General features: G+C 72.7%; 4 protein-coding genes and 2 pseudogenes. 2 read left to right on the top strand and 4 right to left on the bottom strand.

What is annotated here, in order from left to right:
- Positions 1-892 precede the first annotated feature (892 nt).
- Complete coding sequence (locus ABZ267_RS12310) at positions 893-1,135, bottom strand: peptidoglycan-binding domain-containing protein (protein ID WP_356754952.1); 243 nt, start codon at positions 1,133-1,135, stop codon at positions 893-895.
- Positions 1,136-1,918: 783 nt separating this feature from the next.
- Between ABZ267_RS12310 and ABZ267_RS12305 the strand changes: the two are divergent.
- A pseudogene (locus ABZ267_RS12305) lies at positions 1,919-2,723 on the top strand (IS5 family transposase); the annotation flags it as partial.
- Between the two features lie 48 nt (positions 2,724-2,771).
- On the opposite strand, the gene ABZ267_RS12300 reads toward ABZ267_RS12305, so the two are convergent.
- On the bottom strand, positions 2,772-3,941 hold the full coding sequence (locus tag ABZ267_RS12300) for a HEAT repeat domain-containing protein (RefSeq protein ID WP_356754954.1): 1,170 nt from the start codon (positions 3,939-3,941) through the stop codon (positions 2,772-2,774).
- Positions 3,942-4,207: 266 nt separating this feature from the next.
- Here ABZ267_RS12300 and ABZ267_RS12295 point away from each other — a divergent pair.
- Positions 4,208-4,413: pseudogene (locus ABZ267_RS12295) on the top strand (hypothetical protein); the annotation flags it as partial.
- Between the two features lie 80 nt (positions 4,414-4,493).
- On the opposite strand, the gene ABZ267_RS12290 reads toward ABZ267_RS12295, so the two are convergent.
- Both ABZ267_RS12290 and ABZ267_RS12285 read right to left on the bottom strand, forming a co-directional pair.
- Entirely contained in the window at positions 4,494-12,074 is a 7,581-nt protein-coding gene (locus ABZ267_RS12290; protein WP_356754956.1) for an amino acid adenylation domain-containing protein, read from the bottom strand.
- Complete coding sequence (locus tag ABZ267_RS12285; RefSeq protein WP_356754958.1) at positions 12,071-26,566, bottom strand: amino acid adenylation domain-containing protein; 14,496 nt, start codon at positions 26,564-26,566, stop codon at positions 12,071-12,073. Before ABZ267_RS12285 ends, ABZ267_RS12290 begins: the two co-directional genes overlap by 4 nt.
- Positions 26,567-26,609 lie beyond the last annotated feature (43 nt).

Below are 26,609 nucleotides of genomic sequence, written 5' to 3'. Positions count from 1 at the left end.
ACGCCTCCGCTGCCCGGCCGCTCACCTGGGCGCCGGGACGTAGGCAGGTCATCCGCTGTCGGCACTGGGGCGAAGATGCGGGCCACCCTGCACCGGAACAAAGCCCAGGACCCGTCACCCGCCTGGTGTCGGTGTACTCCATAAAATAAATTCTCGGACAGGTACGGATGAATGTGCCCAGCCAGCAGCACAAATCAGGATTGCTCAGGCAGCGTCGAAGCCGATGCTCGCAAGGATCTGTAGGTAGGGGTTCCGTCGTGTCGCGGGCTGCCTTGAGGAGATCAGTGCGAGAGCGTCCCTCAGCGACTGCATCACGAGGTTATTGAACGCACCTGCCAGGAAATGCCCTTCCGCGGATCGGAAGCGCCAGCCCTCCCGGGTGGCGTATCGAGTGCTCAACCTGCTGAGCTCCTTGTCCCGCATGAAGTGCCATTCGTCCTGTCGGACGGATAGCTCGAACACTGCAAGCCTCTTTACGGAGCGTGACCCTCGCGGCATGAAGCATGAGGACAAAGTCCAGGACGCAGACGGAGGTCGCGACGTAGGAGAAGTCGCCACTACCGATTCGAATGCTGACGTCGACCTTAAAGTTGAACCGAATGAAGGCAGATTTGGTGAGCCCCTCAACCACCCTGGGCTCGCGGTAGGCGTCGAGCGGGACCCAATCACGGCCTCATGAATCGTCTTTGGGGCCGGGGACGAAGCTGAGTGAAGACGTTGCGGTCGTGCTCACTGCTCCAGGATGCCCGACGAGGTAACGGCCCCTGCAGTTCAGGCCACGTTGGTGTCGCGCGCGACTGACGGCGAGCCGGTTCTTGAGTCGGTAGCTGGGCCGCTGGGCGTTCCACGGCCCCGGGCCGCGCGGCGGCTCGGGGCCGTGGAACGGGACCCGCTACTTGCGCAGCTGGCGCCACGTGGAGGACCCGACGATGCCGTCCGCTCCGATTCCCCGGGCGCGTTGGAACGCGGTGACCGCGTTCTTGGTCGCGGGGCCGAACTGCCCGTCGACCGTCAGGCTGTAGCCGTGGTAGATAGCGAGGCACTGGATCTCGCGGACCCGGTCACCGGTGTCTCCCTGCCTGATCACGACGTTCCACGCCCAGCTGTAGCCCGCAGTCAGTCCCGCGTAGTCCACTCCCACTTTCCAGTAGACGGAACACGCAGCCTGCGCCGAGACGGGTGTCGAGTTCCGCCCCGTCTCCGTCGAGGCGACTGCCGTGCCGGGGCCGGCCAGCACGGTTCCCAGGGCGAGGGCAGAGCAGACAGCTGCTCCAGTGATCGCGCCACGGAACCGCGTCGAAGACCGCATGCTCATGAATTCTCCTTGATCGGTGCCAGTGTGTCGCCGCATCAGGCTGAGTCAGGCTGATGCGGCGACACACTGGCATGACGAAGAAATTTCCACCTGAAGCATGACCTCGTTCCGGACAGACCAAAGCTGACCAGCGGCTGTCTTGCCCTGCAGGGAATCGTGATTCTGATGTGGCGGCCACCACCGGGATTCACAAGCGGACGACGAGTGCCTCTTTCCGCCCAGGATTGCGACACCGCTGTATGAGCAGCGACTTGATGCCCCGGTCTCTGTCGGCTCGCACATTCATTCCGCTGGTGGGCCCACCTGTTCAAAACAAGGAAGCTTGCGAAAGTCACCGCCTGGGGGCGGCGATCGCAGTGTGCTCAGAAGCCCTGGAAGGTGTGCGGCTGGCGAGTTCGGGATCGGCGGGAGACCGGGGAGGCATTCCGCAGGCTGAAAACTACTGATCGTCAGCATGGGATATGGCCACTAACGTGGCTCGGAGTGACCGCTTCTGGCCCTCTCCGCGAAGTTTGTGTATGTGCTGTCTGATGTCCGACAGGTCCGTCGCGGCCCTCTCCTTAGACCGTGCCCTATGTGTGAGTCTGGGTAGGGCTCTCCCACATGGTTCAGCGGACGGGGAGTTGGATTGTCCCGGACGGGTTGTGGGGGATTGTGAAGCTTCTCATCCCTCCGTCGAAGATGCGGCCGCAGAGCGGCGGGGCACTGGACACGCCTGATGAGACTTTGTTCGCGGCGATCGTCTATGTGCTGGTCAGCGGGTGTTCCTGGCGGGCTTTGCCACCGTGTTTCGGGGTGTCGAAGTCGACGGTGCACCGTCGGTGCAGGTCGAGAGCCGGTGTCTGGGGCCGGCTCCATGAAGCGGTGGTGCACCGCCCCGACGATGCCGGCCTCATCGACGTCTCACGTGTGGTGCTCGACTCCCCACAGGTGCGGGCAGGAAAGGGGGCGGCCACCCAGGTCCGAGCCCCGTGGACCTGGGTAAGGCCGGTTCCAAGATGCACATCCTGTCGGACGCGAACGGACTGCCTCTGGTCCTCGGCCTCTCCGCCGCCAACGTCCACGACAGTCTCGCGCTGAGGCCCATGGTCGCCGGTCACCAAACGCGACACGACCCACCGCGGCCGCTACTTCAAACCCCAGCGGCCCCACGCGGACAAGGCCTACGACGCGCCCCACCTGCGGAAATGGTCATGGGGGTAAGCACATCGAAGTCCGCATCGCGCGCGAAGGCATCTAGTCCAGCGAACGACTGGGCCGACGCGAGTGGGTGATCGAACGGATGATGTCGCGGCTGACCGGGTACCGTCGGCTCAGCCCTCGCTACAAACGCCAACCCTCCAACTACCTGGCCTTCCTCGGACTCGCCACCGCCTTGTGCTGCTACAAACGGCTACTTCGATGCTCACCCTCGGGCGGGGAACATCATCGGTACTGGGTGCGGTGGCGAGCCGCGTCACAGCAAGGCAGCGATACCCTCCCGGTTCTCTGGCAGTCCAGCCGCGCGGCACCACAACCAGTTGCCGCGGATGCTGCCCGTCGCCTCGTCAGTGTCCACGAACGCCTGCAGCAGGGCCCGCTGGGCGGAGGTGAGCGAGCGGGTCGGGTCGTAGCGGCCGGAGAAGGCTCTGAACAAGATCGGCCCGCGTTCGTTGTCGATGATGGAACTGCGGCCGACGGTGACCATGGCGATGGCCACCGGTGCCACCTCCTCGAACGATGCGGCCAGGTCGAGTGCGGAACGCAGCACGGTGAACCGGAACCATCCGTCGACCCCGTACAGCGGCTCGGGGAACCACCCGTCTGTCGTGCGGGGGTCCCGCAGCGCGTCGAGGAGCACGGCGAGAGCGCGGGGCCGATCGACTCGGACGGGACCGAGCGCGGCACAGACCCGCACGGCCGGATCGGAGTCGGCGAGCAGGTCGGAGGTGTCCATCCCCCACAGGCTCAATGCCCGCGCCACGGTGGCTCGCTCCCGCCGGCCCGTCGTCGCGCCCAGCCGGGCCCGTAGCAATGCGGAGGCACGCGGTACCCGGTCGGCCAGGGCCGGGGCGGAAAGGAGCGGCACTGCGGCGCCGAGCGCGGTCTCACAGATGTGGGGGGCGGAGGAGGAAAGGAACGGCTCGACGGCGTCGTACAGGGCGGGCCGGATGTTCCGGCACGCTTGCAGTGCGGCGAGCTCCTCGGGGTCGCGCTCGCCTCGCGTGTCCTCGTGCCAGGGCTGAAAATCCCAGCTGGCTCGGTCCCGAGCCGGATCCTCCCCGTAGGCAGCCGACTCAGCCACCTGTCCCAGCCAGCTGAGCAGGGCGGCCCGCACTCTACGCGGCGGCCTGTCGTCCCAGGGGACGTGTCCCTCGTGCTCGGCGAGGCCCATGGGATGGTCGAGAATCGCGGCGACGAACAGCGCGGCGGGTGCGGTGACCGTGTACAGCGATCCCTGATGCAGCACGCCCATGTCCAACGCGGCCAACGCCTCGGCCCGCGCGTCAGCATCCTCGCTCACGAGAGAGCACAGAGAGGCCGGTATGTCCTCGCCGGAGCCGTATGCGTGCCGGTGAGAGGTCCAGTCCGTCTCTCGCAGCAGTTCTTGAGCCACTGCCGGCAACCCGCTCAGGGTCCGTGTCATGCGGGCACTCTCGCTATCCGTCATGCACGCACCCTGCCACCACCCACCGACAACACCCCTTCAAAGAAGCTCACCGGACAGAACCGGCGCTCTGCAGCATCGGGGGTCGACCGGCGCACTCAAGAGCCAGCCATCGCGCTCAGTCATAGTTGCGACCGAGGACGGTAGTTGGCGTACGAGGACGGAATCTGGCACATCACGTGCTCTGATCAAGGTCGAACCCCTCTGGCTTGCATATACGTAGCCGTCGGGCGTGCGGCCCCGAGAAATCGACGTCTTCGGCGCAGGACGAGTCCGAGGCCTGTGACGTGAGCAGCCAGGTCAAGGGGCCGGCAACCGCGCCGACCTGGTCTTCGGCCCCAACTCCCAGCTCTGTGCCCTCGCCGAGGTCTACGCGCGGCAGAAGTTCGTGACGGACTTCGTCGCCGCCTGGACCAAGGCCATGGATCTCGACCGCTTCGACCTGGTCTGATCCGACCCCACGGGCCGTTCCCCGCACGGGTTCCGCCGCGGGAGACCGGGCCGCCTACGGCTGGGCGGCCCGGCACCGGATCACGGAGTGGCCGCCGAGGGCCGTGGCAGGAAGCCTGTGCCGTGGAAGAACGTCATGTAGCGGTCCAGTACCTCGTCGGTCAGCTGGGGCAGGTGCACCCCCAGGTCGGTCGCCGCCTTGGCCGTCCGGGTGGAGTCGAAGCGCCGGTGTCCGGTCGTCGCCTGCCGGGTCTGGTCCTCGCTGCCGAGGAAGAGCTGCGCCGCGTTGTCGTGCTGGGCTGCCACCTGGGCCTGCCAGTCGGCCGCGGTGACGGTCCGCAGTTCGTGGCCGAGACGAGCGGCTGCCTCGAAGACTCGGTCCAGGGCCGGCGCGTCCGGATTGGTGAAGTGCCAGGTCTCCGCGCCCGTCGGGCCGGAGGTGGAGAAGGCCACGATCGCCGCGCTCACGTAGTCCACGGGTACCCAGTCGGTGGACCCGTGCGGCAGGTCCGGTACCGCCTGCGCCTGGAGGCAGCCCTTGATGAGCTGCCACAGCAGGTCGCGGTCCTGGCAGGCCCCTGTGGTGGTGTCCCCGCTGATGCGGCCGGGCCGGTGGACGGTCACCGGCAGGCCGCGTTCGCGGGCCAGCGCGATGAGGCCCTCCGCGACCCACTTGCTCTGCGCGTATCCGTCGGGCAGTGCGGACGCGGGGCCCGTCGGGGTGGTCTCCGTGACGGCGGCCGGGCCGGGGTCCGGTGTGGGGGCGTAGACGCTGGTCGTGGAGATGTAGTGCATCCCGGGTGAGCCGGAGTCGGCGAGCAGGCGCAGCAGTTCCTCGGTGCCGGCCACGTTGGGGGCGCGCAGATCACCGTAGGAGGCGGCGAAGTTGACGCGTGCGCCGTTGTGCAGGACCGGGCCGAGCCGGCGGGCCAGGGCGGCCCGGGCATCGGGTGTCAGTCCGAGGCCGGGGGCCGCCAGGTCGCCAGGGACGGGACGGATCAGTTCCGCGTACCGGGGGTGCCAGAGGCCGTAGTGCTCCATGTTGGCCCGCAGCCGGTGCGCCGCCCTGCGCTCGTCCTCGGCTCGTACGAGGCAGTCGACCGGACCGCCGGTGGTCTCGATGAGGTCGCGCAGGAGGAAGGCGCCGAGGAAGCCGGAGGCTCCGGTGAGCAGAGGCCGTTGGGACGGGCGGAGAGGCCGGCTGCGGGTGGGTGCGGGCAGCGGGGTCGCGCTGCCTGCCGGGATGTCCCGGCCGGCGCCCCTGATGTCCGCGGCCAGGTGGACCTCAGAGGTGAGGTCCGGGGCTGCGGTGTGCTCCGCGTCCCGCTCGCCCGCGATACGTCCCAGGAAGTGGTCCATGCCCTCCGCGGTGGGCGCCGCGAACAGATCCCGCAGAGAAGGGCGTCGGCCGCACCGCTCCCCGATCCGCTGGGCGAGGGTGACGGCGAGCAGTGAGTGGCCGCCCAGGGCGAAGAAGTCGTCGGTGACACCCACCTGGGGCACACCGAGCGTCTCGGCGAAAACCTCGCACAGCGCGCGTTCGCGGTCGGTGCGGGGCGCGCGGCCGCCGGTCGGTGCGGTCATCTCGGGTGCGGGCAGGGCGCGCCGGTCGGTCTTGCCGTTGGGGGTGACGGGCAGGGTGGCGAGCCGTACGAAGGCGGCGGGGATCATATGGCTGGGCAGGGTGGTGGCGAGGTGCGCGCGCAGCTCCGCCTCGTCCGGGGCTGGCGCCCCGTCCGCGGGCACGGTGTACGCCACCAGCCGCCGGTCGCCCGGCCGGTCCTCGCGGACGACGGCGCAGGCCGCTCCCAGTCCGGGCAGGGCGGTGAGGGCGGCCTCGATCTCGCCGAGTTCGATGCGGAAGCCGCGGAGTTTGACCTGGTCGTCGACGCGGGAGACGTAGACGAGCTCCCCCTCGGCCGTCCAGCGCACCAGGTCGCCGGTGCGGTACATGCGGCCTCCCGTGCGGTCGAACGGGTCGGCGACGAACCGCGACGCGGTCAGGGCGGCGCGGCCGTGGTAGCCGCGGGCCACTCCCGCACCGGAGACGTACAGCTCGCCGACGACGCCGGGCGGCACGGGCGCCAGCCGGTCGTCCAGGACGTGGACGCGGGTGCCGTCGACCGGGACGCCGATGGGCACGGTGCGGTCGGGGGCGAGAGGCCCCTCCGCGTACTGGAAGGCGCTCATGGTGGCGCAGACGGTGGTCTCCGTGGGGCCGTAGGCGTTCACGAGGAACCGGTCCCGTGCCCAGGAGCGCACCAGGGCCGGCGTGCACGCCTCACCGGCGAGGACGATCGTGGTCCCGGTGGGCAGGGAGCCGGACGGCATCACGGCGAGGGCGGCGGGCGGCAGGGTCAGGTGGGTGACGCCCCGCTCGCGGACCAGGGCGGCGAGGGCCGGGCCGGGGTGCAGGGCGTCGCGTTCGTCGATCTCCAGGCAGGCCCCGGAGAGCAGCCCCATGCACAGCTCCCAGAACGCCGCGTCGAAGCTGACGGAGGCCATGTGCAGCACCCGGCTGCCCGGGGTGACGCGCAGCCGCTCGCTCTGGCTCCTGGCCATGGCGCCGGCGCCCTGGTGGGTGACCACGACGCCCTTGGGGCGGCCGGTGGAGCCGGAGGTGTAGATGACGTACGCGGGGTGTGCCGGGCGCGGAGGCCTGGCGGGAGTGGTCGGGGCGACGCTGTCCGCGAGGCCGTCGATGTGCAGGTGCGGCACCGGAGAGGCGGGGAGCCCGCGGTGGATGGCGGGGGTGGTGAGGAGCAGGCGCGGCCGGGCGTCGTCGAGCATGTACGACAGGCGCTGAGCCGGGTAGTCGGGGTCGAGCGGCACGTAGGCCGCTCCGCTCCGGAGGATGGCGAGGAGGGCCACGACGAGTTCGTGGGTGCGGGGCAGGGCGACCGCCACCCGGTCCTCGGGGCCGATGCCCCGGGCGGTGAGGTGGTGGGCGAGGGCGTCGGCGCGGGCGTCGAGTTCGGCGTAGGTGAGGGTGGTGTCCGCGTCGCGGACCGCCGGGGCGTCGGGGGTGCGCCGGACCCACTGTCCGAAGAGTTCGGGGACCGTGGAGCCGGGCGCGTCCTGGTCGGGGCCGGTGCCCCAGGCGGTCAGCCGGGTGCGCTCGGCGGTGGTGAGCACGTCGTAGTCGCGCAGCGGGCGGTCGGGGTCGGCGGAGACGGCGCCGAGCAGCAGGGTGAGCCGTTCGGCGAGGTCGCGGACCGTGGCCGGGTCGAAGAGTTCCGTCGCGTAGTCGACCGCTGCCCGCATACCGCTCGGGGCGCCGCTGCCCTCGTCGTGTGTCTCGGTGAAGGTGAACGACAGGTCGAACTTGGCCACCCCGGGGTCGGCCTCCACACCGGTGACGGTGAGGCCGGGCAGGCCGAGGGGTGCGGCGGGGGTGTGGTTCTGGAGGATGAGCATGGTCTGGAAGAGCGGATGGTGGTTCTGCGAGCGCGTGGGGTTGAGCAGTTCGACCAGGCGCTCGAAGGGGACGTCCTGGTGAGCGTAGGCGGAGAGGTCGAACTCCTTTACACGGTCGAGGAGTTCGAGGAAGGTCGGGTCGCCGGTCAGGTCCGTGCGCAGCACGAGCGTGTTGACGAAGAAGCCGACCAGGTCGGAGGCGGCCTCGTCGGTGCGCCCGGCGACGGCCGTGCCCAGCGGGATGTCGTCGCCGGCGCCGTGCCGGGAGAGGACGAGCGACAGAGCGGCCTGGAGCACCATGAAGACGCTGCATCCGGTGGCGCGGGCGAGGTCGGTGACCTGTCGGGCGGTGGTGGGGTCGAGCGTGAAGTCGAGGGTGGCGCCGGTGTGCCGGGGTACGGCGGGCCGCGGCCGGTCCCATGGCAGCTCGATCATCTCCGGCAACCCGCTCAGCGCGCCCTTCCAGTGGGCGAGTTGGCGCGACACGACGCTTTCGGGGTCGTGTTCGTCGCCGAGGAGACCGCGCTGCCAGAGGGTGTGGTCGGCGTAGTCGACGGGGAGTTCGCTCCAGGCCGGCGGTTCGCCGTGGGCGCGGGCCCGGTAGGCGGTGGAGAGGTCTCGGGTGAGAGGTGCCAGGGACGAGCCGTCGGCGGCGATGTGGTGGATCACCAGGACCAGAATGTGGACGCCGTCGGCCAGGCGCAGGAGCGTCGCCCGAAGGGGAAGGCTTTGCTCGATGTCGATCGGCTCGGTCACGGCGGCCCTGATCCGGTCGGCGGCCTCGTTGGCCTCGACCGCTTCGAGGACGTACGGCAGGCGGACGTCGTCGGGCGCGGTGATGTGCTGGCGCGGTCCTTGGCCGTCCTCGGGAAAGAGGGTGCGCAGGGCGGCGTGCCGGGTGACGACGTCGGACAGGGCTCGGCGCAGAGCCTCGGTGTCGAGCGGGCCGTCGATGCGGGCGGCGAAGGGGATGTTGTAGGTGGCGGAGGGGCCTTCGAGCCGGTGGAGGAACCACAGTCGCTGCTGGGCGTACGAGAGCGGGAGCGCGGCGGGGCGCTCCTGCGGGACGAGGGCGGGGCGCGCGGGGCGGTCAGCCTCCTCCAGGGCGGTGGCGAGCGTGGCGACGGTGGGGTTCTCGAAGAGGGTACGGATCTCGGTCTCGGTGTTCAGGGCGGTGCGCACGCGGCCGACGAGGCGGGTGGCGAGCAGCGAGTGGCCGCCCAGGGCGAAGAAGTTGTCGTCGGCGGAGACACGGGCCACGCCGAGCACGTCGGCGAAGAGCCCGGCGAGGATCTCCTCACGGGCGCCGCGCGGTGTCCGGCCCCCCGTGCCGGGCGAGGTGGTGGGCGCGGGCAGGGCCGCCCGGTCGAGTTTGCCGTTGGGGGTCAGCGGCAGGGCGTCGAGCGGCTGGATGGCGGCCGGCACCAGATAGGCGGGCAGGTGGCGGCCGAGGTGCGCGGTGAGCCGGTCCGGGTCCGGAGTGTGCCCGGATGCGGGGACGACGTAGGCGGTGAGGGTGCGGTCGCCGGGCAGGTCCTCGCGGACCAGGACGCAGGCGGCGCGCACGGAGGGGTCGGTGAGGAGGGCCGCCTCGATCTCCGCGGGTTCGATGCGGTGGCCGCGGAGTTTGATCTGCTGGTCGGCCCGGGCCACGTAGTGCAGGGTCCCGTCGGCGCTCCAGCGCACGAGGTCGCCGGTGCGGTACATGCGCTCCCCGGTCCCGGCGAACGGGTCGGCGAGGAACCGGGTGGCCGTGAGGCCGGGACGCCCCAGGTAGCCGCGCGCGACCCCGGGCCCGGCCACGTACAGCTCGCCCTCGGCGCCGGGCGGCACGGGCCGCATGCCCGCGTCCAGGACGTAGGCGCGCATGCCGTCGAGCGGCCTGCCGATCGACGGCACACCCCTGGACGCGTTCTCGGGGCGGACGCGGTGGAGGGTGGCGAAGGTGGTGGTCTCGGTGGGCCCGTAGACGTTGAGGACGGCGGTGGCGGGGTGGGCGGCGGCGAGGCCCTGGAGGACTCCGGGCGCTGCGGCCTCTCCCCCGGTGGCGACCAGGCGCAGCAGGCCGAGGGCGCCGGGGTCGGTCTCGGCGATGACGTTGAACAGGGCCGTCGTCAGGAACGCCGCCGTCACGCCGTGCTCGGCGACGAGGTCCCGGATCGCATCGGGTTGCAGGACTCCGGAAGGGGCCACGACCACCCGGCCACCGTTCAGGAGGGGCGCCCAGATCTCGAAGGTGGAGGCGTCGAACACGTACGCCGAGTGCAGCAGCACGGCGTCGGCCACCCCGTCGCCCCAGGTCCGGTCGGCGGCCAGGGCGGTGATGTCGGCGTGGGTGACGCCGACCCCCTTGGGCAGTCCGGTGGAGCCGGAGGTGAACATGACGTACGCGAGCCGGGCGCCGCTCACGGCGACGGGGAGGGGCCCGGGGGTGACCGGTCCTCCCTGCCGGAGCCGGCCGGCGGCGTCGACGGTCAGCACGGCCACGTCGGGGCCCAGTCGCCGCACCCAGTCGTGGTCACGGGTGGTCTCGTCGACGATCAGGGCGCGCAGGGCGGCCACTTCGGCGACCCGGGTGAGCCGGTCGGCGGGCCAGGCCGGATCGAGCGGCACGTAGGCGGCGCCCGCGCGCAGGGCCGCGAGGGAGGCGGTGACCAGGGCGGCCGAGCGGTTCAGGAGGATGCCGACGCCCTCCTCGGCGCCGGTCCCGTGACCGGTCAGGGCGCCCGCCAACTCATCGGCAAGTGAGTGGAGTTGCTGGTACGTCAGTGGTTCGTCGGCGCCGGAGACCGCCACCGCGTCCGGGTGGCGGGCGGCGCGCCGGGCGAAGGCGTCCGGGACGCTCAGGTCCGTCGTCCCGTCGGCGAGGTCGGCGCCACGCCCCTGGGCGAGCAGCGTGTCGCGTTCACCGTCCAGGAGTACGGGGACGGTGTCGGCGCGGAGGTCCAGCCCCTGCGCCATCGTGGTCAGCAGGCGCCGCAGACGGGCGACCGTGCGGGCCACCTCGTCTCGGTCCAGGGCGGCGGCCCGGTATCCGAAGGTGATCCTCAGCGTGTCGCCCGGGGCGACGGTGAGGGTGAGGGGGTAGTGGGCCGCGTCCGTGCCGCTGAACCCGGTGACGCTGAGACCGGGCAGCTGCCGCTGCGCGGTGCGCAAGGCCTCGGCGTCCATCGGATAGTTCTCGAACACGACCAGGGTGTCGAAGAGTTCGTCCAGTCCGGTGACGCCGCGTATCTCGGTCAGGCCGACGTGCTGGCTGCCGAGCAGGCGGCCCTGTCCCTCCTGGAGCCGGGTCAGGAGCGCGGCCAGGGTTTCGCCGGGCTCCGGGCGGAGCCGTACGGGCACGGTGTTGATGAACAGGCCGACCATCGACTCGATACCCGGCACCTCCGGCGGACGGCCGGAGACGGTGGTGCCGAAGACGACGTCGGCGCGTCCGGTGAGGCGGGCGAGCAGCAGGCCCCAGGCGCCCTGGACCAGAGTGTTGAGGGTGAGCCGGTGGGCGCGGGCCGTTTCGCGGAGCAGCTCCGTCGTGGCCGCGTCCAGGTCGAGGACGAGGGTCTGCGGCAGTTCACCGGAGCCCGGCACGTCCGCGGCGGGGCGCCCGGCCAGCAGCGTGGGCGCCTCGATCCCGTCCAGGGCGGTGCGCCAGGCGTCGAGGGCGGCTTCGCGGTCCTGCTGGGCCAGCCAGGCGAGGTAGGTGCGGTACGGGGCGACCCGGGGCAGGGGGCTGTCGTCGCCGCCGCGTGCGTACAGCTCGAAGAGTTCCCGTACGAGCAGGGGCATCGACCAGCCGTCCAGCAGAATGTGGTGGCTCGTCATGACCAGCCGGTGCTGCTGCGGCCCGGTGTGCACGAGGGTGAACCGCATCAGCGGCGGGGTGGTGAGGTCGAAGCGGCGGGTGCGGTCGGCGGCCAGGAACGCGGCGAGCCGCTCCGGTGCCGTGCCGGTGCCGTCCGCCACGGTCAGGTCGAGCTCCTCCAGCGGCACCGGCACCTCGGCGGCGACGGCCTGCACCGGCTCGTCGAGGTCCTCGTGGAGGAAGCCGGCCCGCAGGTTGGGGTGGCGGCGCAGCAGGGTGCCGACGGCGGCGTGCAGCGCCGGGACGCTGACGGGGCCTTCGAGGTCGAAGACGAACTGCGCGGTGTAGACGTCCACGGCGTGGGAGTCGTACAGCGCGTGGAAGAGCATGCCCGCCTGCAACGGCGTCAGCGGTAGTACGTCTTCCAGTTGGAACCCGGTCACTTGCGTCCACCCCACTTGTTCTGCAGTCGGTCGATCTGGGCCTGGTTGAGCGAGACCAGGGGAAGGTCGGACGGCGTGTAACCGCCCGCGTCGGGCCGTTCGGCGTGTTCGGCGATGGCGCGCAGGGCGCGGATGAAGGTGTCGGACAGGATCTCCACGTCCTCCTCCTTGAGCAGGTCGGCGGGCCAGGTCCAGCGGATCACCAGGCGGAGGCCCTCCGGCAGGTCCTCGGTGTGCGCGTTGATGTCGAGGACGTGGTGGACGGGCATGTCCGGGTCCTGGCTGGGCGGCCCGCCGCCGTCGAGCAGGACCTCCCAGTCGGCGCCCGGGTCGGCGTGGGCTTGTGCCGCCCGGGACGGAGCGGCGTACCGGCCCAGGTAGTTGAAGCCGATCTGCGGTGGTGGCGCGGCAGCGAGCCGGGGGCGGGTGGCCGGGTTGAGGTGGCGCAGCATGCCGTAGCCGACGCCGTGGTCGGGGACGGTCCGCAGCTGTTCCTTGACGCGTTTGAGGGCGCGTTCCACCAGTGCGGCGTCGAAGTTCCCCGGCTGGCGGGCGTCGACGGGTCCGGGGTCGAGCCGGACCGGGTAGAGGCTGGTGAACCAGCCGACGGTACGGGACAGGTCGACGTGGTCGGCGATCTGCTCGCGGCCGTGCCCCTCCAGGTCGAGGAGCAGGCCGCTCTCCCCCGTCCGGTCGCCGGCCCGCTGCGCCCGCCAGGAGCTGACGGCGAGGGCGAGGCCGGTGAGCAGGACGTCGTCCACCCCGGCGTGGAAGGCGGTGGGGACGGTGGTGAGCAGGGGCTTCGTCCAGGTGGCGGGGAGACGGGCGGTCAGGGTGCGGGTCCGGTCGGCGGTGTCCAGGTGAGGGTCGAGCGGCCGGTACCCGAGCTGCGGGTCGGGGGTGCTCAGCGCCGTCTCCCACAGCAGGAGTTCGGCTTCGCGGGCAGCACCACGCGCCTGCGAGGCGAGGAGGTGCGCCCAGCTCCGGTAGGGCGTGGCGACGGCAGGCAGCGCCGCGGCCGCCCTCTCGGTGACGGCGTGCCAGGCGGTGGCGAGGTCGGCGGCGAGGATGCGCCAGGAGACGGCGTCGACGGCCAGGTGGTGCACGATGAGCAGCAGCCGTCCACGGGTGTGGGGCCCGGCGTCGCACCACACGGCCTCGATCACCTCCCCGTGCGCGGGCCGTAGCCTTCTGCGGGCCGCTTCGCCCGCCTCGGTGAGCGCGGCGCGGACGGCGTCGGGCCCGAGGCCCGCGACGTCGACCCGGGTGAAGCGGCGGCGGGCGGGGACGGCGCCGGGCGGCAGGGCTTCGAGTACGGGCTCGCCTCCGGCCGGGCGGGTGACCTTCAGGCGGAGCATGTCGTGGTGGTCGATGAGGAGTTGGAGGGTGGCGACGAGCGCCTCCTCGTCGGCGCCCGCGGGTGTGCGCAGCACCCCGGACTGGTTGTAGCCGTCCGTGGCGCCGGGCCGCCCCAGCAGCCAGGCGACGATGGGGGTCGGTGGCATCTCGCCGGCGCCCTGTTCGGCCGGTACGGCGGTGTCCTGGTCGAGCGCGGTGGCCGTGGCCGCGATGGCTTCGGGCGTGCGGTGGACGAAGACGTCGCGCGGGGTGACGCCGAGTCCGGCCGCGCGGGCCCGGCTGACCAGTTGGATGGAGAGGATGCTGTCGCCGCCGAGCGCGAAGAAGTCGTCGTCGGTACGGACGGCGGGGACGCTCAGGACGGAGGCGAACACCTCGCACAGCACGCGTTCCGGTGCGGTGCGCGGCTGTCCGCCCGGCCGGGTGGCGGCGGGGCGGGCCGGGGCGGGCAGGGCGCGCCGGTCGGTCTTGCCGTTGGGCAGCAGCGGCAGCGCGTTCAGGGTGACGAAGACGGCGGGCACCATGTACGGCGGCAGGGCCGATGTCAGGAGGGCCCGCAGTCCGGCGTCGGTGAGGGGTTCGGTGCCCTCGCTCCGGGCCGGGACTGTGTAGGCGACCAGGCGCCGTTCGCCCGGCCGGTCCTCGCGGACGAGGGCGCAGGCGGCGGTGATGCCGTCGAGCGCGGTGAGGGCGGCCTCGATCTCGCCGAGCTCGATGCGGAAGCCGTGCAGCTTGACCTGGTCGTCGGCCCGGGAGACGTAGGTGAGCAGGCCGTCGGCGTCCCGGCGGACGAGGTCGCCCGTGCGGTACATGCGGCTGCCGGCGGGGCCGTACGGATCGGCGACGAACCGTCCGGCGGTCAGGCCGGGGCGCCCCAGGTAGCCGCGGGCGAGGCCGTCGCCCGCGAGGTGGAGCTCGCCCGTGACACCCGGCGGCACCGGCTGGAGGTTCGCGTCCAGGACGTAGGCGCGGGTGTTGTCGACGGGGCGGCCGAGCGGCACGGTCCCCTCCCCTGCCGAGGTGTCCGTCTCCTCGGCGCGGTGGTGGTGAGCGGTGGCGTCGATGGTCGTCTCGGTGGGCCCGTAGAGGTTGTGCACCTCGGCGCCCCAGTCCCGCCCGACGCGCTCCGCGAGCGACCGGGTCAGGGGCTCGCCGCCGCACAGGACGGCCCGCAGGGTGGCGGGCGCCTGGTCGGGGCGGATCTCAGCGAGGACGACCGCGAGGTGCGAGGGCACGAACTGGGCGACGGTCACGCCCGCTTCCCGCATCCGGGCCAGCAGCGCGGCCGGGTCGTGGTTGACGGCGGGCTCCACCGGGCAGGTGGAGCCGCCGTGCAGGAGCGGCAGCCAGGTCTCCCAGACCGACGCGTCGAAGCTCGGTGAGGTGCGGGCGAGGATCCGGTCGTCGGCGGTGAGGCCGAGGTGGCCGGCCATCCAGGCCATGTGGTTGGTCAGCGAGGCGTGAGGGACGAGGACGCCCTTGGGGCGGCCGGTGGAGCCCGAGGTGTAGATGACGTACGCGGTGTCGAGCGGGTCCGGCGCCACGCCGGGCGGCGCCGCGCTTCCGGTGGACCAGGCGGCCCGGTCGTCCAGTGCGAGGCAGGGGACGGATGAGGCGTACCGCGCGGTGCGGGCGGTGCCATGGGTCAGGAGCAGTGCCGGGCGGGCGTCCTGGAGCATGTAGGTGACGCGTGCCTCGGGGTACTCGAGGTCGATGGGCAGGTAGGCGGCCCCGGCCTTGGCCACCGCGAGCATCGCGACGACTTGGTCGGCGGTTCCTTCCAGGGCGAGGGCGACGAGGTCGCCGCGGCCGATGGACCGGCTGTGCAGATGGTGGGCCAGGTCGTCCGAGAGCGCGTCGAGTTCGCCGAAGGTGAGGCGGTGCGCACCGTCCCGTACAGCCACCGCATCGGGCGTCCGAGCGCACTGCACGCGGAACGCCTCTGGCGCCGTCCGCTCGGCGACCGGCCGTACGGGGCCGTGGGCGGCCCGTTCCAGGCCCTGCCGCTCGGCCGCCTCCAGGATGTCGACGGCGTGGACGTGGAGCTCGGGGTCGGCGGCGAGAGTGGCGAGCAGACGGGTCAGCCGGGCGGCCAGGGTGTGCGCCGTGGCAGGGGTGAAGAGTTCGGTGGAGAACTCCAGATGGCCGTCCAGTCCGGCGGGGCGGCCCCCTTCGTCGTACGTCTCGTTGAAGGTGAAGGTCAGGTCGAACTTGCTGATGCCGGTGTGCACCGGCTGTCCGGTCACCGTCAGGCCGGGCAGGTCGACGGTGGCGTCCGCCTGGTTCTGGAGGACGAGCATGATCTGGAAGAGCGGGTGGTGGTTCTGGGCGCGGGTCGGGTCGAGCGAGTCCACCAGCCGCTCGAACGGCACGTCCTGGTGGGCGTAGGCCGCAAGGTCGAACTCCCGGACCCGGTCCAGGACTTCGCCGAAGGTGGGGTCTCCGGTCAGGTCGGTGCGCAGGACGAGGGTGTTGACGAAGAAACCCACCAGGTCGTCCAGCGCCTCGTCGGTGCGTCCGGCCACGGCGGTGCCGAGCGGGACGTCCTCTCCGGCGCCGTGCCGGGCCAGGAGCACCGACAGGGCCGCCTGGAGCACCATGAAGAGGCTGCATCCGCGGGCCCGGGCGAGCGCGCTCAGAGCCTCGTGGGTCTGCGCCTGGACGGGGAAGGCGAACGCGTCGCCCCGGTAGGCGGGGACGGCGGGGCGCGGGTGGTCCAGGGGCAGGTCGAGCAGTTCCGGGGCGCCGGCGAGCGCGGTGCGCCAGAAGTCCAGCTGACGGGCCGCCTGGCTGGCCGGGTCGCTCTCGTCGCCGAGCAGGGCGCGCTGCCACAGGGTGTAGTCGGCGTACTGGACGGCGAGCTCGGTCCAGGCGGGTTCCTCGCCCTCGGCCCGCGCCCGGTAGGCCTCGCCCAGGTCGCGGGCGAGCGGAGCGAGGGACCAGCCGTCGCCCGCGATGTGGTGGACGACCAGCACGAGGACGTGGGCCTCGGCACCGAGCCGCACCAGCCGGGCCCGTACGGGGATCTCGGCGGCCACGTCGAAGGCGTGGGCCACCTCGGTGGTCAGCAGCCCGTCCAGGTGGGCGGGGTCGGTGTCGACGGGCGTCAGGTCGAGGTCGGCGTGGCCGGCGTCCAGGACGAGCTGGCGTGCCACCCCGTCGGTCTCGGGAAAGACGGTGCGCAGGCTCTCGTGCCGCTCCACGACGTCCCCGAGGGCGCTCTCCAGCGCCTCCGCGTCGAGCGGCCCGTCCAGCCGCAGCACGAGGGGCACGTTGTACGTGGCGCTGGGCCCCTCCAGGCGGTTGAGGAACCACAGGCGCTGCTGCGCGAAGGACAGCGGCAGCGGATCGGGGCGGTTCGGTACGCGCTCCAGGGGGCTCCTGGCCTCCTCGGCACCCTCCAGTGCGGCGGCGAGCGCGGCCGGTGTGGGGTGCTCGAAGAGGGCCTTGACCTGGATCTCCACGCCGAGCGCGGTGCGGATGCGCGCGGTGAGGCGGGTGGCGAGCAGGGAGTGGCCGCCCAGGGCGAAGAAGTCGTCGTCCACGCCGGTCCCGTCCAGGCCGAGGACGTCGGCGTAGAGCCCGCACAGAATCTCCTCGCGGGCGGTGCGGGCGGTGCGTCCGCGGACCGGGGCGTGCTGGTCGGGCTGCGGCAGCGCGCGGTGGTCCACCTTGCCGTTGAGGGTCAGCGGCAACGCGTCGAGCAGGACGAACGCCGAGGGCACCATGTAGGCGGGCAGGGACCGGCCGACGGCCCGGGCGAGGTCGCCCGGTTCGGGACGGGCGCCGGCGGCCGGCACCACGTACGCGACGAGGCGACGGTCGCCGGGGATGTCCTCGCGTACGACGGCGAAGGAGTCGGCGACCCCCTCGCAGAGGGCCAGCACGCCTTCGATCTCACCGAGTTCGATGCGGTAGCCGCGCAGCTTGACCTGGCCGTCGGCGCGTGCGACGTAGGCGATGTGGCCCTCGCGGGTCCACCGGACGAGGTCGCCGGTGCGGTACATCCGCCCGCCGGCGGGGTCGAACGGGTCGGCGACGAAGCGCGTGGCGGTCAGCCCTGGGAGACCGGTGTACCCGCGTGCCACGCCGCGTCCGGCGAGGTACAGCTCGCCCACGACGCCCGGCGGGACCGGGACCAGGGAGCCGTCCAGGACGTAGCCGCGCATGCCGTCCAGGGGGCGCCCGATGGGCGGTGGTCCGGACGGCAGGTCGGCCGTCACGTGGTGGCGGGTGGCGAAGGTGGTGGTCTCGGTGGGTCCGTACACGTGCAGGACGCGCGTGCCGGGTGCGGTGTGGGCGACCCGCTGCATCGCGTCCGGGGAGGCCAGCTCTCCCCCGGCGCAGAGCAGGCGGAGCCCGGTGAAGGCGCCTGGATCGGTCTCGGCGATCACGTTGAACAGAGCGGTCGTCATGAAGACGGCACTCACCCCGTGCTCCTGGACGGCGTCCCCGAGGGTGCGGGCCTCCAGGACGCCGTCCGGGGCGACGACGATCCGGCCGCCGTTCAGGAGCGGGGCCCAGATCTCGAACGTGGAGGCGTCGAAGACGTACGCCGAGTGCATCAGCACCGCGTCGGCGGCGCCGTCCTGCCAGGCGGAGTCGGCGGTGAGCGCGACCACGTCGGCGTGCGTGACGCCGACTCCCTTGGGCAGGCCGGTCGAGCCGGAGGTGAACATGATGTACGCGAGGGACGCGGTGCCCGGCACCGCTGCCGGGTGGCCGGGCCGCTCGGGTGCGCCGCGCAGGATCCGGCCGAGCCGGTCCACGACGAGGACCGGGATCCGCCCGGCGGTCGCGGCCACCCAGGGCGAGGTGAGGGCCTCCTCGTCGACGACGAGGACCCGTACGTCCGCCACGCCGGAGACCTGGTCGAGCCGTTCGGCGGGCCAGCGCGCGTCCAGCGGGACATAGGCACCGGCGGCACGGACGGTGCCGAGGGAGACCGACACCACCGCCGGCGACCGGGCGAGCAGCACGCCGATCCCGCGCTCGGGGCCGGCGCCGAGGCCCGCCAGCGCACGCGCGAGGCCGTCGGAGATCTCGTCGAGTTCGGCGTACGTCAGGGTGCCGCCGTCGCCGGTGACGGCCACGGCGCCCGGGGTGCGGCGCGCCTGGTCCGCGAAGAGCGTGGGCAGGGTGGCGTCCGCGGGCTCCGCGGGCAGGGCGCGGCCGCTGCCCCAGCGCGTGACCCGGGCGTGCTCGTCCGCGTCCATCAGGTCGTAGCCCGCCAGCGGCAGGGAGGGATCGGCGGCCACCTGCTCCAGGAGGCGGACCAGACGGGCCGCGAGCATCTCCACGGTGGTCCGGTCGAAGAGGGCCGTGGCGTACTCGATCCCGGCGGTGAGGGTGCCCGTCCCCTCCCTCTCGGCGGACTCCTCGGAGAACTCCTCGGTGAAGGCGAAGGTGAGGTCGAACTTGCTCAGGCCGTTGTGGACCAGCCGGCCTTCGACGGTGAGGCCCGGCAGGTCGGCCCGGGCGGTCTCCTGGTTCTGCAGGACCAGCATGGTCTGGAACAGCGGGTGGTGGTTGCGCGCCCGGACGGGGTTCAGGCTCTCCACCAGACGCTCGAAGGGCACGTCCTGGTGCGCGTAGGCGGACAGGTCGAACTCGCGTACACGGTCGAGCAGTTCACGGAAGGTCGGGGTTCCGGAGAGGTCGGTGCGCAGTACGAGGGTGTTGACGAAGAAGCCGACCAGATCCTCCAGCGCCTCATCCGTGCGGCCCGCGACGGGTGATCCGAGCGGGATGTCGTCGCCCGCGCCGTGCCGGTGCAGCACGGTGGCCACGGCGGCCTGGAGCACCATGAACAGGCTGCTCCCCGACTCACGCGCCAGGAGCAGCAGCCGGGCGTAGAGGGGCGACGGCAGATCGAAGGTGTGGACGGCTCCCCGGGGGTCGGTGGTGACCGGTCGCGGCCGGTCCAGCGGCAGGTCGATCAGTCCGGGCAGCCCGGCGAGGGCGGTGTGCCAGTGGTCGAGCTGCTGCTTCAGGACACTTCCGGGTGCGGTGCCGTCGCCGAGGGCGGCGTGCTGCCAGAGGGTGTAGTCGGCGTACTGGAGCGCGGCGCCGGACGTCAACTCGGGCCGTTCTCCGGCGAGTCGGGCTCGGTAGGCCTGGCCGAGGTGACGGGCGAGCGGGGCGAGGGACCAGCCGTCGCCCGCGATGTGGTGCAGGACGAGCACCAGGACGTGGTGGTCGGGTGCGGAGCGCAGGAGCAGGGCGCGCAGCGGGAGGTCCGTGGTGATGTCGAACGGCTCGCGCACCGCGTCCAGGACGGCCGCCTCCAGCTCGGCGGGGGACGTGGACACGACCGGCAGCGCGGGTGTGGCGGTGGCGGCGGGGAGGATCAGCTGGCGCGGTGATCCGCCTTGTTCGGGGAAGAGCGTGCGCAGCGCCTCGTGCCGCTCCACGACGTCGGCCAGGGCGGCGCGCAGGGCGTCCGGGTCGAGGGAGCCGTCGAGTTCGAGGACGAGCGGGATGTTGTAGGTGGAGCTGGGCCCTTCGAGCCGGCCGAGGAACCACAGGCGCTGCTGGGCGAAGGAGAGCGGCAGCGGGTCGGGCCGTCCGTCCGCCGGCACCAGGGCGGGGCGGCCTTGGCCCGGTGTGCCGAGGGCGCGGGCCAGACCGGCGACGGTCGGGTGCTCGAAGAGCGTGCGTACGGCGATCTCGGCGCCGAGGACGGTACGGACGCGGCTGACGACGCGCATGGCCAGCAGCGAGTGGCCGCCGAGGTCGAAGAAGCTGTCGTGCGGGCCCACGTGGGACCGGTGCAGGACGTCGGCGAAGATCCCCGCGAGCAGGTCCTCCTGGAGGGTGCGCCGGCCGGTCCCGGTGGTGGCGTCGGCGCCGGTGTCCGGATCCGGCTCGGGCAGGGCCCGGCGGTCCACCTTGCCGTTGGGCAGGAGCGGGAGGCCGTCCAGGACGACGACGGTGCCGGGCACCATGTAGTGCGGCAGGGTCTCGGCGAGGGCGTCACGCAGGGGCGTGGGGCGCGCGCCGGGGTCCGCGGTGACGGCGTAGGCGACGAGGCGCGCCCGGCCGGGTTCGTCCTCGCGGATCACCGCGCAGGCGGCGGTGATCCCGGGACGGGCCAGCAGGGCGGCCTCCACCTCGCCCAGTTCGATGCGGAAGCCGCGGAGTTTGACCTGGTCGTCGGCGCGGGCCACGTAGGCGAGCAGTCCGTCGGCGCTCCACCGTACGAGGTCGCCCGTCCGGTACATCCGGGCGCCGGCGGCGTCGAACGGGTCGGCGACGAACCGGGTGGCGGTCAGGCTCCGGTGCTCCAGGTAGCCGTGGGCGAGGTTGGGGCCCGCGAGGTACAGCTCACCGGTGACGCCGGGCGGTACGGGCCGCAGTCGGCCGTCGAGGACATAGGTACGCATGGTGTCGACCGGGAGGCCGATCGGCACGGTTTCGGAGGGCGTGCCGGCGGTGTGTCCGGTGGTCACGGAGTATTCGGAGGCCGGCGATCCGCTCGGCGGCCCGTCCGCGCGGTAGGCGGTCGCGTCGATGGTCGCCTCGGTGGGCCCGTAGAGGTTGTGGACCTCGGCCCGCCACAGCCGGGCGACGTCGTCGGCGAGGGTGCGCGGCAGCGGCTCGCCGCCGCACAGGACGGCACGCAGGGCGGGCAGCGGTGCGGCGTGCGCCGCCTCGGCGAGGACGAGCGTCAGGTGCGAGGGCACGAACTGGGCGACGGTGACGTCGAACCGGCTCATCCAGGAGACCAGGGCGTCGGGCTCCCGGTTGGCCTCGTGCGGCAGGACACAGGCTTCGCCGCCGTACATGAGCGGGAGCCACAGCTCCCAGACGGAGGCGTCGAAGCTGGTGGAGGTGCGGGCGAGGATCCGGTCCTGCGGGGTGATGGCCAGGTACCGCGCCATCCAGGCCATGTGGTTCGCCAGCGCGCCGTGCGGCACGACGACGCCCTTGGGGCGGCCGGTGGACCCCGAGGTGTAGATGACGTACGCGGGCTCCTCCGGCCGGGGTGCGGCCGGCGTGTGCCCCACGGGGCCCGAGACCCGGGCGGCCGGGTCGTCCAGGGCGAGCCAGGGGACGTCGCTGGCGGGCAGGTGGCGGTGGACGTCCGTGGTGGTGAGGAGCAGGACGGGCCGGGCGTCCTCGAGCATGTGGCGGACGCGGGCCTCGGGGTACTCCGGGTCGACGGGCAGGTAGGCGGCGCCGGCCCGCAGGACGGCCAGCAGGGCGACGGCGGTGTCCACGGACGGCGGTGCGGCGAGGGCCACCCGGTCCCCGCGGCCCACGCCCCGCTCCCGCAGGGCCTGGACGAGGCCGTCGGCGCGGGCGTCGAGTTCGGCGTAGGTGAGGCTCGTGTGCGCGTCGCGTACGGCGACCGCGTGCGGGGTGCGCTCGGCCCATTCCCGGACCGCTTCGGGGGCGGTCCGCAGGGGCGAGGGCCGCTCCTCGCCGTGTCCTCGGCGCAGGAGACGCTCCCGCTCGCCCGGGGCGAGCGGGTCGAGGTCGCAGATATTCCGGTCGGGGTCGGTCACGGCCTGGGTGAGGATGTGGGCGAAGCGGGCGCAGAGGGCGTGGGCGGTGGCGGCGTCGAAGAGGTCGGTGGCGTACTCCAGATAGCCGCCGATCCCGCCGGGGGCGGCGGGCCGGTGTTCTTCAGTGACTTCAGCGGCTTCATCGACTTCGGTGGCTTCAGTGAGCGAGAACGTGAGGTCGAACTTGCTGATGCCGGTGTGCCGGGACCGGTCGTGGACGGTGACGCCGGGCAGGTCGAGCGTCGCACGCTCCTGGCTCTGCAGGACCAGCATGGTCTGGAAGAGCGGGTGGTGGTCGCCGGACCGCTCGGGGTTGAGGGCCTCCACCAGCCGTTCGAAGGGAAGGTCACCGTGGCTGAAGGCGGCTATGTCGAACTCGGCTGTCCGGCCCAGGAGTTCGCGGAAGGTCGGATCGCCGGAGAGGTCCGCGCGCAGGACGACGGTGTTGACGAAGAACCCGACGAGATCGTCCAGGGCCTCGTCGGTGCGTCCGGCCACCGCGGTGCCCAGCGGGATGTCGGTACCGGCGCCGTGGGCGTGCAGCGTCACGGCGAGAGCCGCCTGGAGCACCATGAACGGGGTGCAGCCGGCCGTGCGGGCCAGCCTGATGAGCGCGGCGTGCGCAGGGGCGGGCAGCTCGAAGGGGACGGCGTCGCCCCGGTGGCTGGGCACGGCCGGGCGCGGGCGGTCGAGCGGCAGGTCGAGCAGGTCGGGGGCGCCGTGCAGCGCCTCGCGCCAGAAGGCGAGCTGGCGGGCGGCGAGGCTGTCCGGGTCGCCGTCGTCGCCGAGCAGGCGGCGCTGCCAGAGGGCGTAGTCGGCGTACTGCACGCGCAGCGCGGGCCAGTCAGGGGTGGCCGAATCCTCGGTCCGGGCACGGTAGGCGGCGCCGAGGTCCCGGCTGAGCGGGGCGAGGGACCAGCCGTCGGCGACGACGTGGTGCAGGACGAGGGCCAGGACATGGCGGTCCGGTCCCAGGCGGAGCAGATGGGCCCGGACGCCGAGGTCGCCGTCGAGGTCGAAGGGCATGGCGGTCAGCCGGTGTACCGCCTCATCGGCCCAGGAGTCGGGGGCCGCACCGTCCGGGGGCAGTTCGACGACGAGGGGGACGAGCGAAGCGGCGTCGGCCGCGTCGAGGACTTCCTGCCGGGCGATGCCGTCCTGTTCGGCGAAGACCGTGCGCAGACTCTCGTGCCGGGCGACCACGTCGGCCAGCGCGGCGCGCAGGGCGTCCGGGTCGAGGGGCCCTTCCAGTTCGAGGACGAGCGGGATGTTGTAGGTGGAGTTGGGGCCTTCGAGGCCGCCCAGGAACCACAGCCGCTGCTGGGCGAAGGAGAGCGGTACGGCGGTGGGCCGCTGCTGCCGGGTGAGGGCGGGGCGGGCCGCGCCGGAGGTGTCGAGGGCGGCGGCGAGGGAGGCGACGGTGGGGTGGTCGAAGAGGGTGCGCAGGTCGACTTCGGCACTCAGGGCTGTCCGCGCGCGGCCGATGAGGCGGGTGGCGAGCAGGGAGTGGCCACCCAGGGCGAAGAAGTTGTCGTCGACGCCGACGGCCACGCCCAGGACGTCGGTGAACAGGCCGGTAAGGACCTCCTCGTAGGCGGTGCGCGGGGCGCGGTCCTGGGTGGCAGTGACCCGGGGCGCGGGCAGGGCACGGCGGTCGACCTTGCCGTTGGGGGTCAGCGGCAGCTCGTCCAGGGTGACGAACGCCGAGGGCACCATGTAGGCGGGCAGGGTGCGCCCGAGGCGGACGGCCAGGGCGGTGTCGTCCGGCCGGGCGCCGGGGGCCGGTACGACGTAGGCGACCAGCCGGCGATCGCCGGGGGTGTCCTCCCGGACCAGAACGCGGGCGGCACGCACCTCGGGATCGGTGAGCAAAGCGTTTTCGATCTCGGCGGGTTCGATGCGGAACCCGCGGAGCTTGACCTGTCCGTCGGCCCGTCCGACGTACTCGATGTCACCGCGCGCGGTCCAGCGCACCAGGTCACCGCTGCGGTACATGCGGCCGCCGCCCGCCTCGTACGGGTCGGCGACGAACCGGGTCGCGGTGAGCGCGGCGCGGCCCTGGTAGCCACGGGCGACACCGCGGCCACCGACGTACAGCTCGCCCACGATGCCGGGCGGCACCAGGGTGAGGCCGGCGTCGAGTACGTACAGGCGCATCCCGTCCAGGGCCCGGCCGATCGGCGGCGTGCCCGCCGTACCGGCGTCGACCTGGTGCCGGGTGGCGAAGGTCGTGGTCTCGGTGGGGCCGTACACGTGCAGGACGCGGGTGCCTGGCGCGGCGGCGGCCACCCGCTGCATCATGCCCGGGGTGGCGGCCTCGCCTCCCACGGCGACCAGGCGCAGTCCGGCGAAGGCGGCGGGGTCCACCTCGGCCACCACGTCGAACAGGGCCGTCGTCAGGAAGGCCGCGGTCACCCCGTACCGGGCCACCAGGTCCGCGAGGGTCCGCGCCTCAAGGACGCCGCCGGGCGCGACGACCACCCGGCCGCCGTTGAGGAGCGGGACCCAGATCTCGAAGGTGGAGGCGTCGAACACGTACGCCGAGTGCATCAGCACCGCGTCGGACACACCGTCCGTCCAGGCGGTGTCGGCGGCCAGCGCGACCACGTCGGCGTGCGTGACCCCGACCCCCTTGGGCAGGCCGGTGGAGCCGGAGGTGAACATCACGTAGGCCAGCCGGTCGGCACGCTCCACCGCCGGCAGGGGTCCCGGCCGCGCCGGGGCGCCGCGCACGATCGAACCGGCCCCGTCGACGACGATCACCGGCAGGACGGCGGCCCGCTCCATCACCCACGGCTGGGCGGCGGCAGCCTCGTCCACCACCAGAGCGCGCAGGCGGGAGACCTCCGCGGCCCGGTCCAGCCGTTCGTCGGGCCAGGCCGGGTCCAACGGTACGTACGCGGCGCCCGCGCCCACCACACCGAGCGTGGCCGTGACGACGGCGGCCGAGCGTCCGAGGAGGACCCCGACGCCGTCCTCGGCGCCGATGCCCCGGCCGGTCAGTGCTCCGGACACCTCCTGCGCCGTCGCCGCCAGTTCCCGGTACGAGAGGGTGAGGGCTCCGTCCACCACCGCCGGGGCGTGCGGAGTCCGGCGTGTCTGCGCGCCGAACGCCTCCGGCAGACTCGTAGCCGCCGTTCCGGCCGGGAGGGCGGTGCCGCGTCCCTGCCCGAGCAACTGCTCGGCCGAGTCGCCGTCGAGGAGCGGCAGGTCGCCGAGGGGGGTGTCGGCGTCCGCGCCCGCCAGAGCCGCGAGGAAGGCTACGGTGGCCCGTTGATGCAGCTGTACGTCCTCGGGGTGGTACAGGTCGGGGTTGGTGTCGAAGCCGATCAGCGGCCCCTTGCCCTCGGACCGTTCGGAGATGAAGAAGGACACGTCGTCGACCGGGCCGATGGAGAGCAGCCGGGAGGTGGCGGGGCTGCCGGCGAAGTCGAGGTCGTAGTCGTAGCCCATCACGTTGACCACGACGCCGGTCAGGCGCGCCGCCTCGTCCGCCATGTTCAGCTCGCGGGCGAGTTGTTCGCGGGAGAAGCGGCGGTGCCGCAGGGCTCCACGCATCTCGGCGGTGACGGCGCGCACCAGGGCGCCGACCGTCAGGTCCGGGGTGAGGGTCAGGCGGAGCGGCAGGATGTTGGAGGTCATGCCGACGATGTGCCGCATCCCGCCGTGGCGGCCGTTGGAGGCGAGACCGATGGTGACGTCCCGGTCTCCGGTGACCCGGCTGACGTAGGCCGCGACCGCGCTCACGAGGACGGCGCTCCAGGTGGTTCGGTTCTCGGCGGCGAGCCGGCGCAGGTCGTCCAGGACGGAGACGGGCAGGGTCTCGCCGGTGTGCAGCGAGACGTCGGCTGCGGCGGTCGCGGCCGGTGCCGGGATGTCGGTGCGCCTGGAGATGAGCGGCGTGCCGCCGTGCGCGTCCGCGTCGGGTCCGTCGGCGGCTCCGTCAGGGGCGGTCGCGTTGTCGGCCCGGTCGGTGAACTTGCCGGTCCAGTAGGCGCGGTCCGCCTCGTACCGGTCCGAGCCGAGGTACTCCGCCTCGTCGGTGAGGAGATCACGCAGAGGCGCGGCGGGCAGTTCGGCCGCGGCGAGGTCCTCACCGCGTGCCGCACGGTTATACAGGTCGGCCACCGTGCGAGCGAAGACGGCACCGCCGAGGCCGTCGACGGCTATGTGGTGGTAGCGGATGTACCAGTAGTGCAGCTGCGGGCCGAGGCGTAACAGCGCGAAGTGGTGGTGCGGGGCATCGAGCCTGTCCACGGTGGCCATGTCGTCAGCCATGTAGCGTTCGGCGGCGGCGACGGCGTCGGTGAAGCGGTCGGAGAGGTCGACCACGCGGAGCCGGTCTCTCTGGTCTGCCGGGCGACCGACCACACGCTGACGGACCGTCTCGCCATCGGTGACGAACTCGACGTTGAGACCGTCGCAGAGGGCGACCGCCCGGCCGAGCGCGCGGGCGAACAGCCCCTGGTCGAGCTCGCCCTCGATCTCGAAACACTCCCCGATGTTGTACTTCGGACTGTGCTGGTCGATAAGTTGCCCATACCACACGCCCTGCTGGGCAGCGGTCAGTTCGAAGGACTCCTCGGACACCACTTCTGATGGAAGAGAACGGTTTTCGCGCATGCCTGTCGACACCTTTGGGGAGAGTTTTTGGGGACGGCGGAGA

This window comes from Streptomyces sp. NPDC006174 (assembly GCF_040614075.1).
Taxonomy (GTDB): domain Bacteria; phylum Actinomycetota; class Actinomycetes; order Streptomycetales; family Streptomycetaceae; genus Streptomyces.
This window is presented reverse-complemented; position numbering and strand designations above follow the sequence as displayed.

Bases quoted from the DNA above. Each gene is read 5' to 3' on its own strand.
- ABZ267_RS12300 (WP_356754954.1), bottom strand. From the start codon at position 3,941: ATGACACGGACCCTGAGCGGGTTGCCGGCAGTGGCTCAAGAACTGCTG.
- ABZ267_RS12285 (WP_356754958.1), bottom strand. From the start codon at position 26,566: ATGCGCGAAAACCGTTCTCTTCCATCAGAAGTGGTGTCCGAGGAGTCC.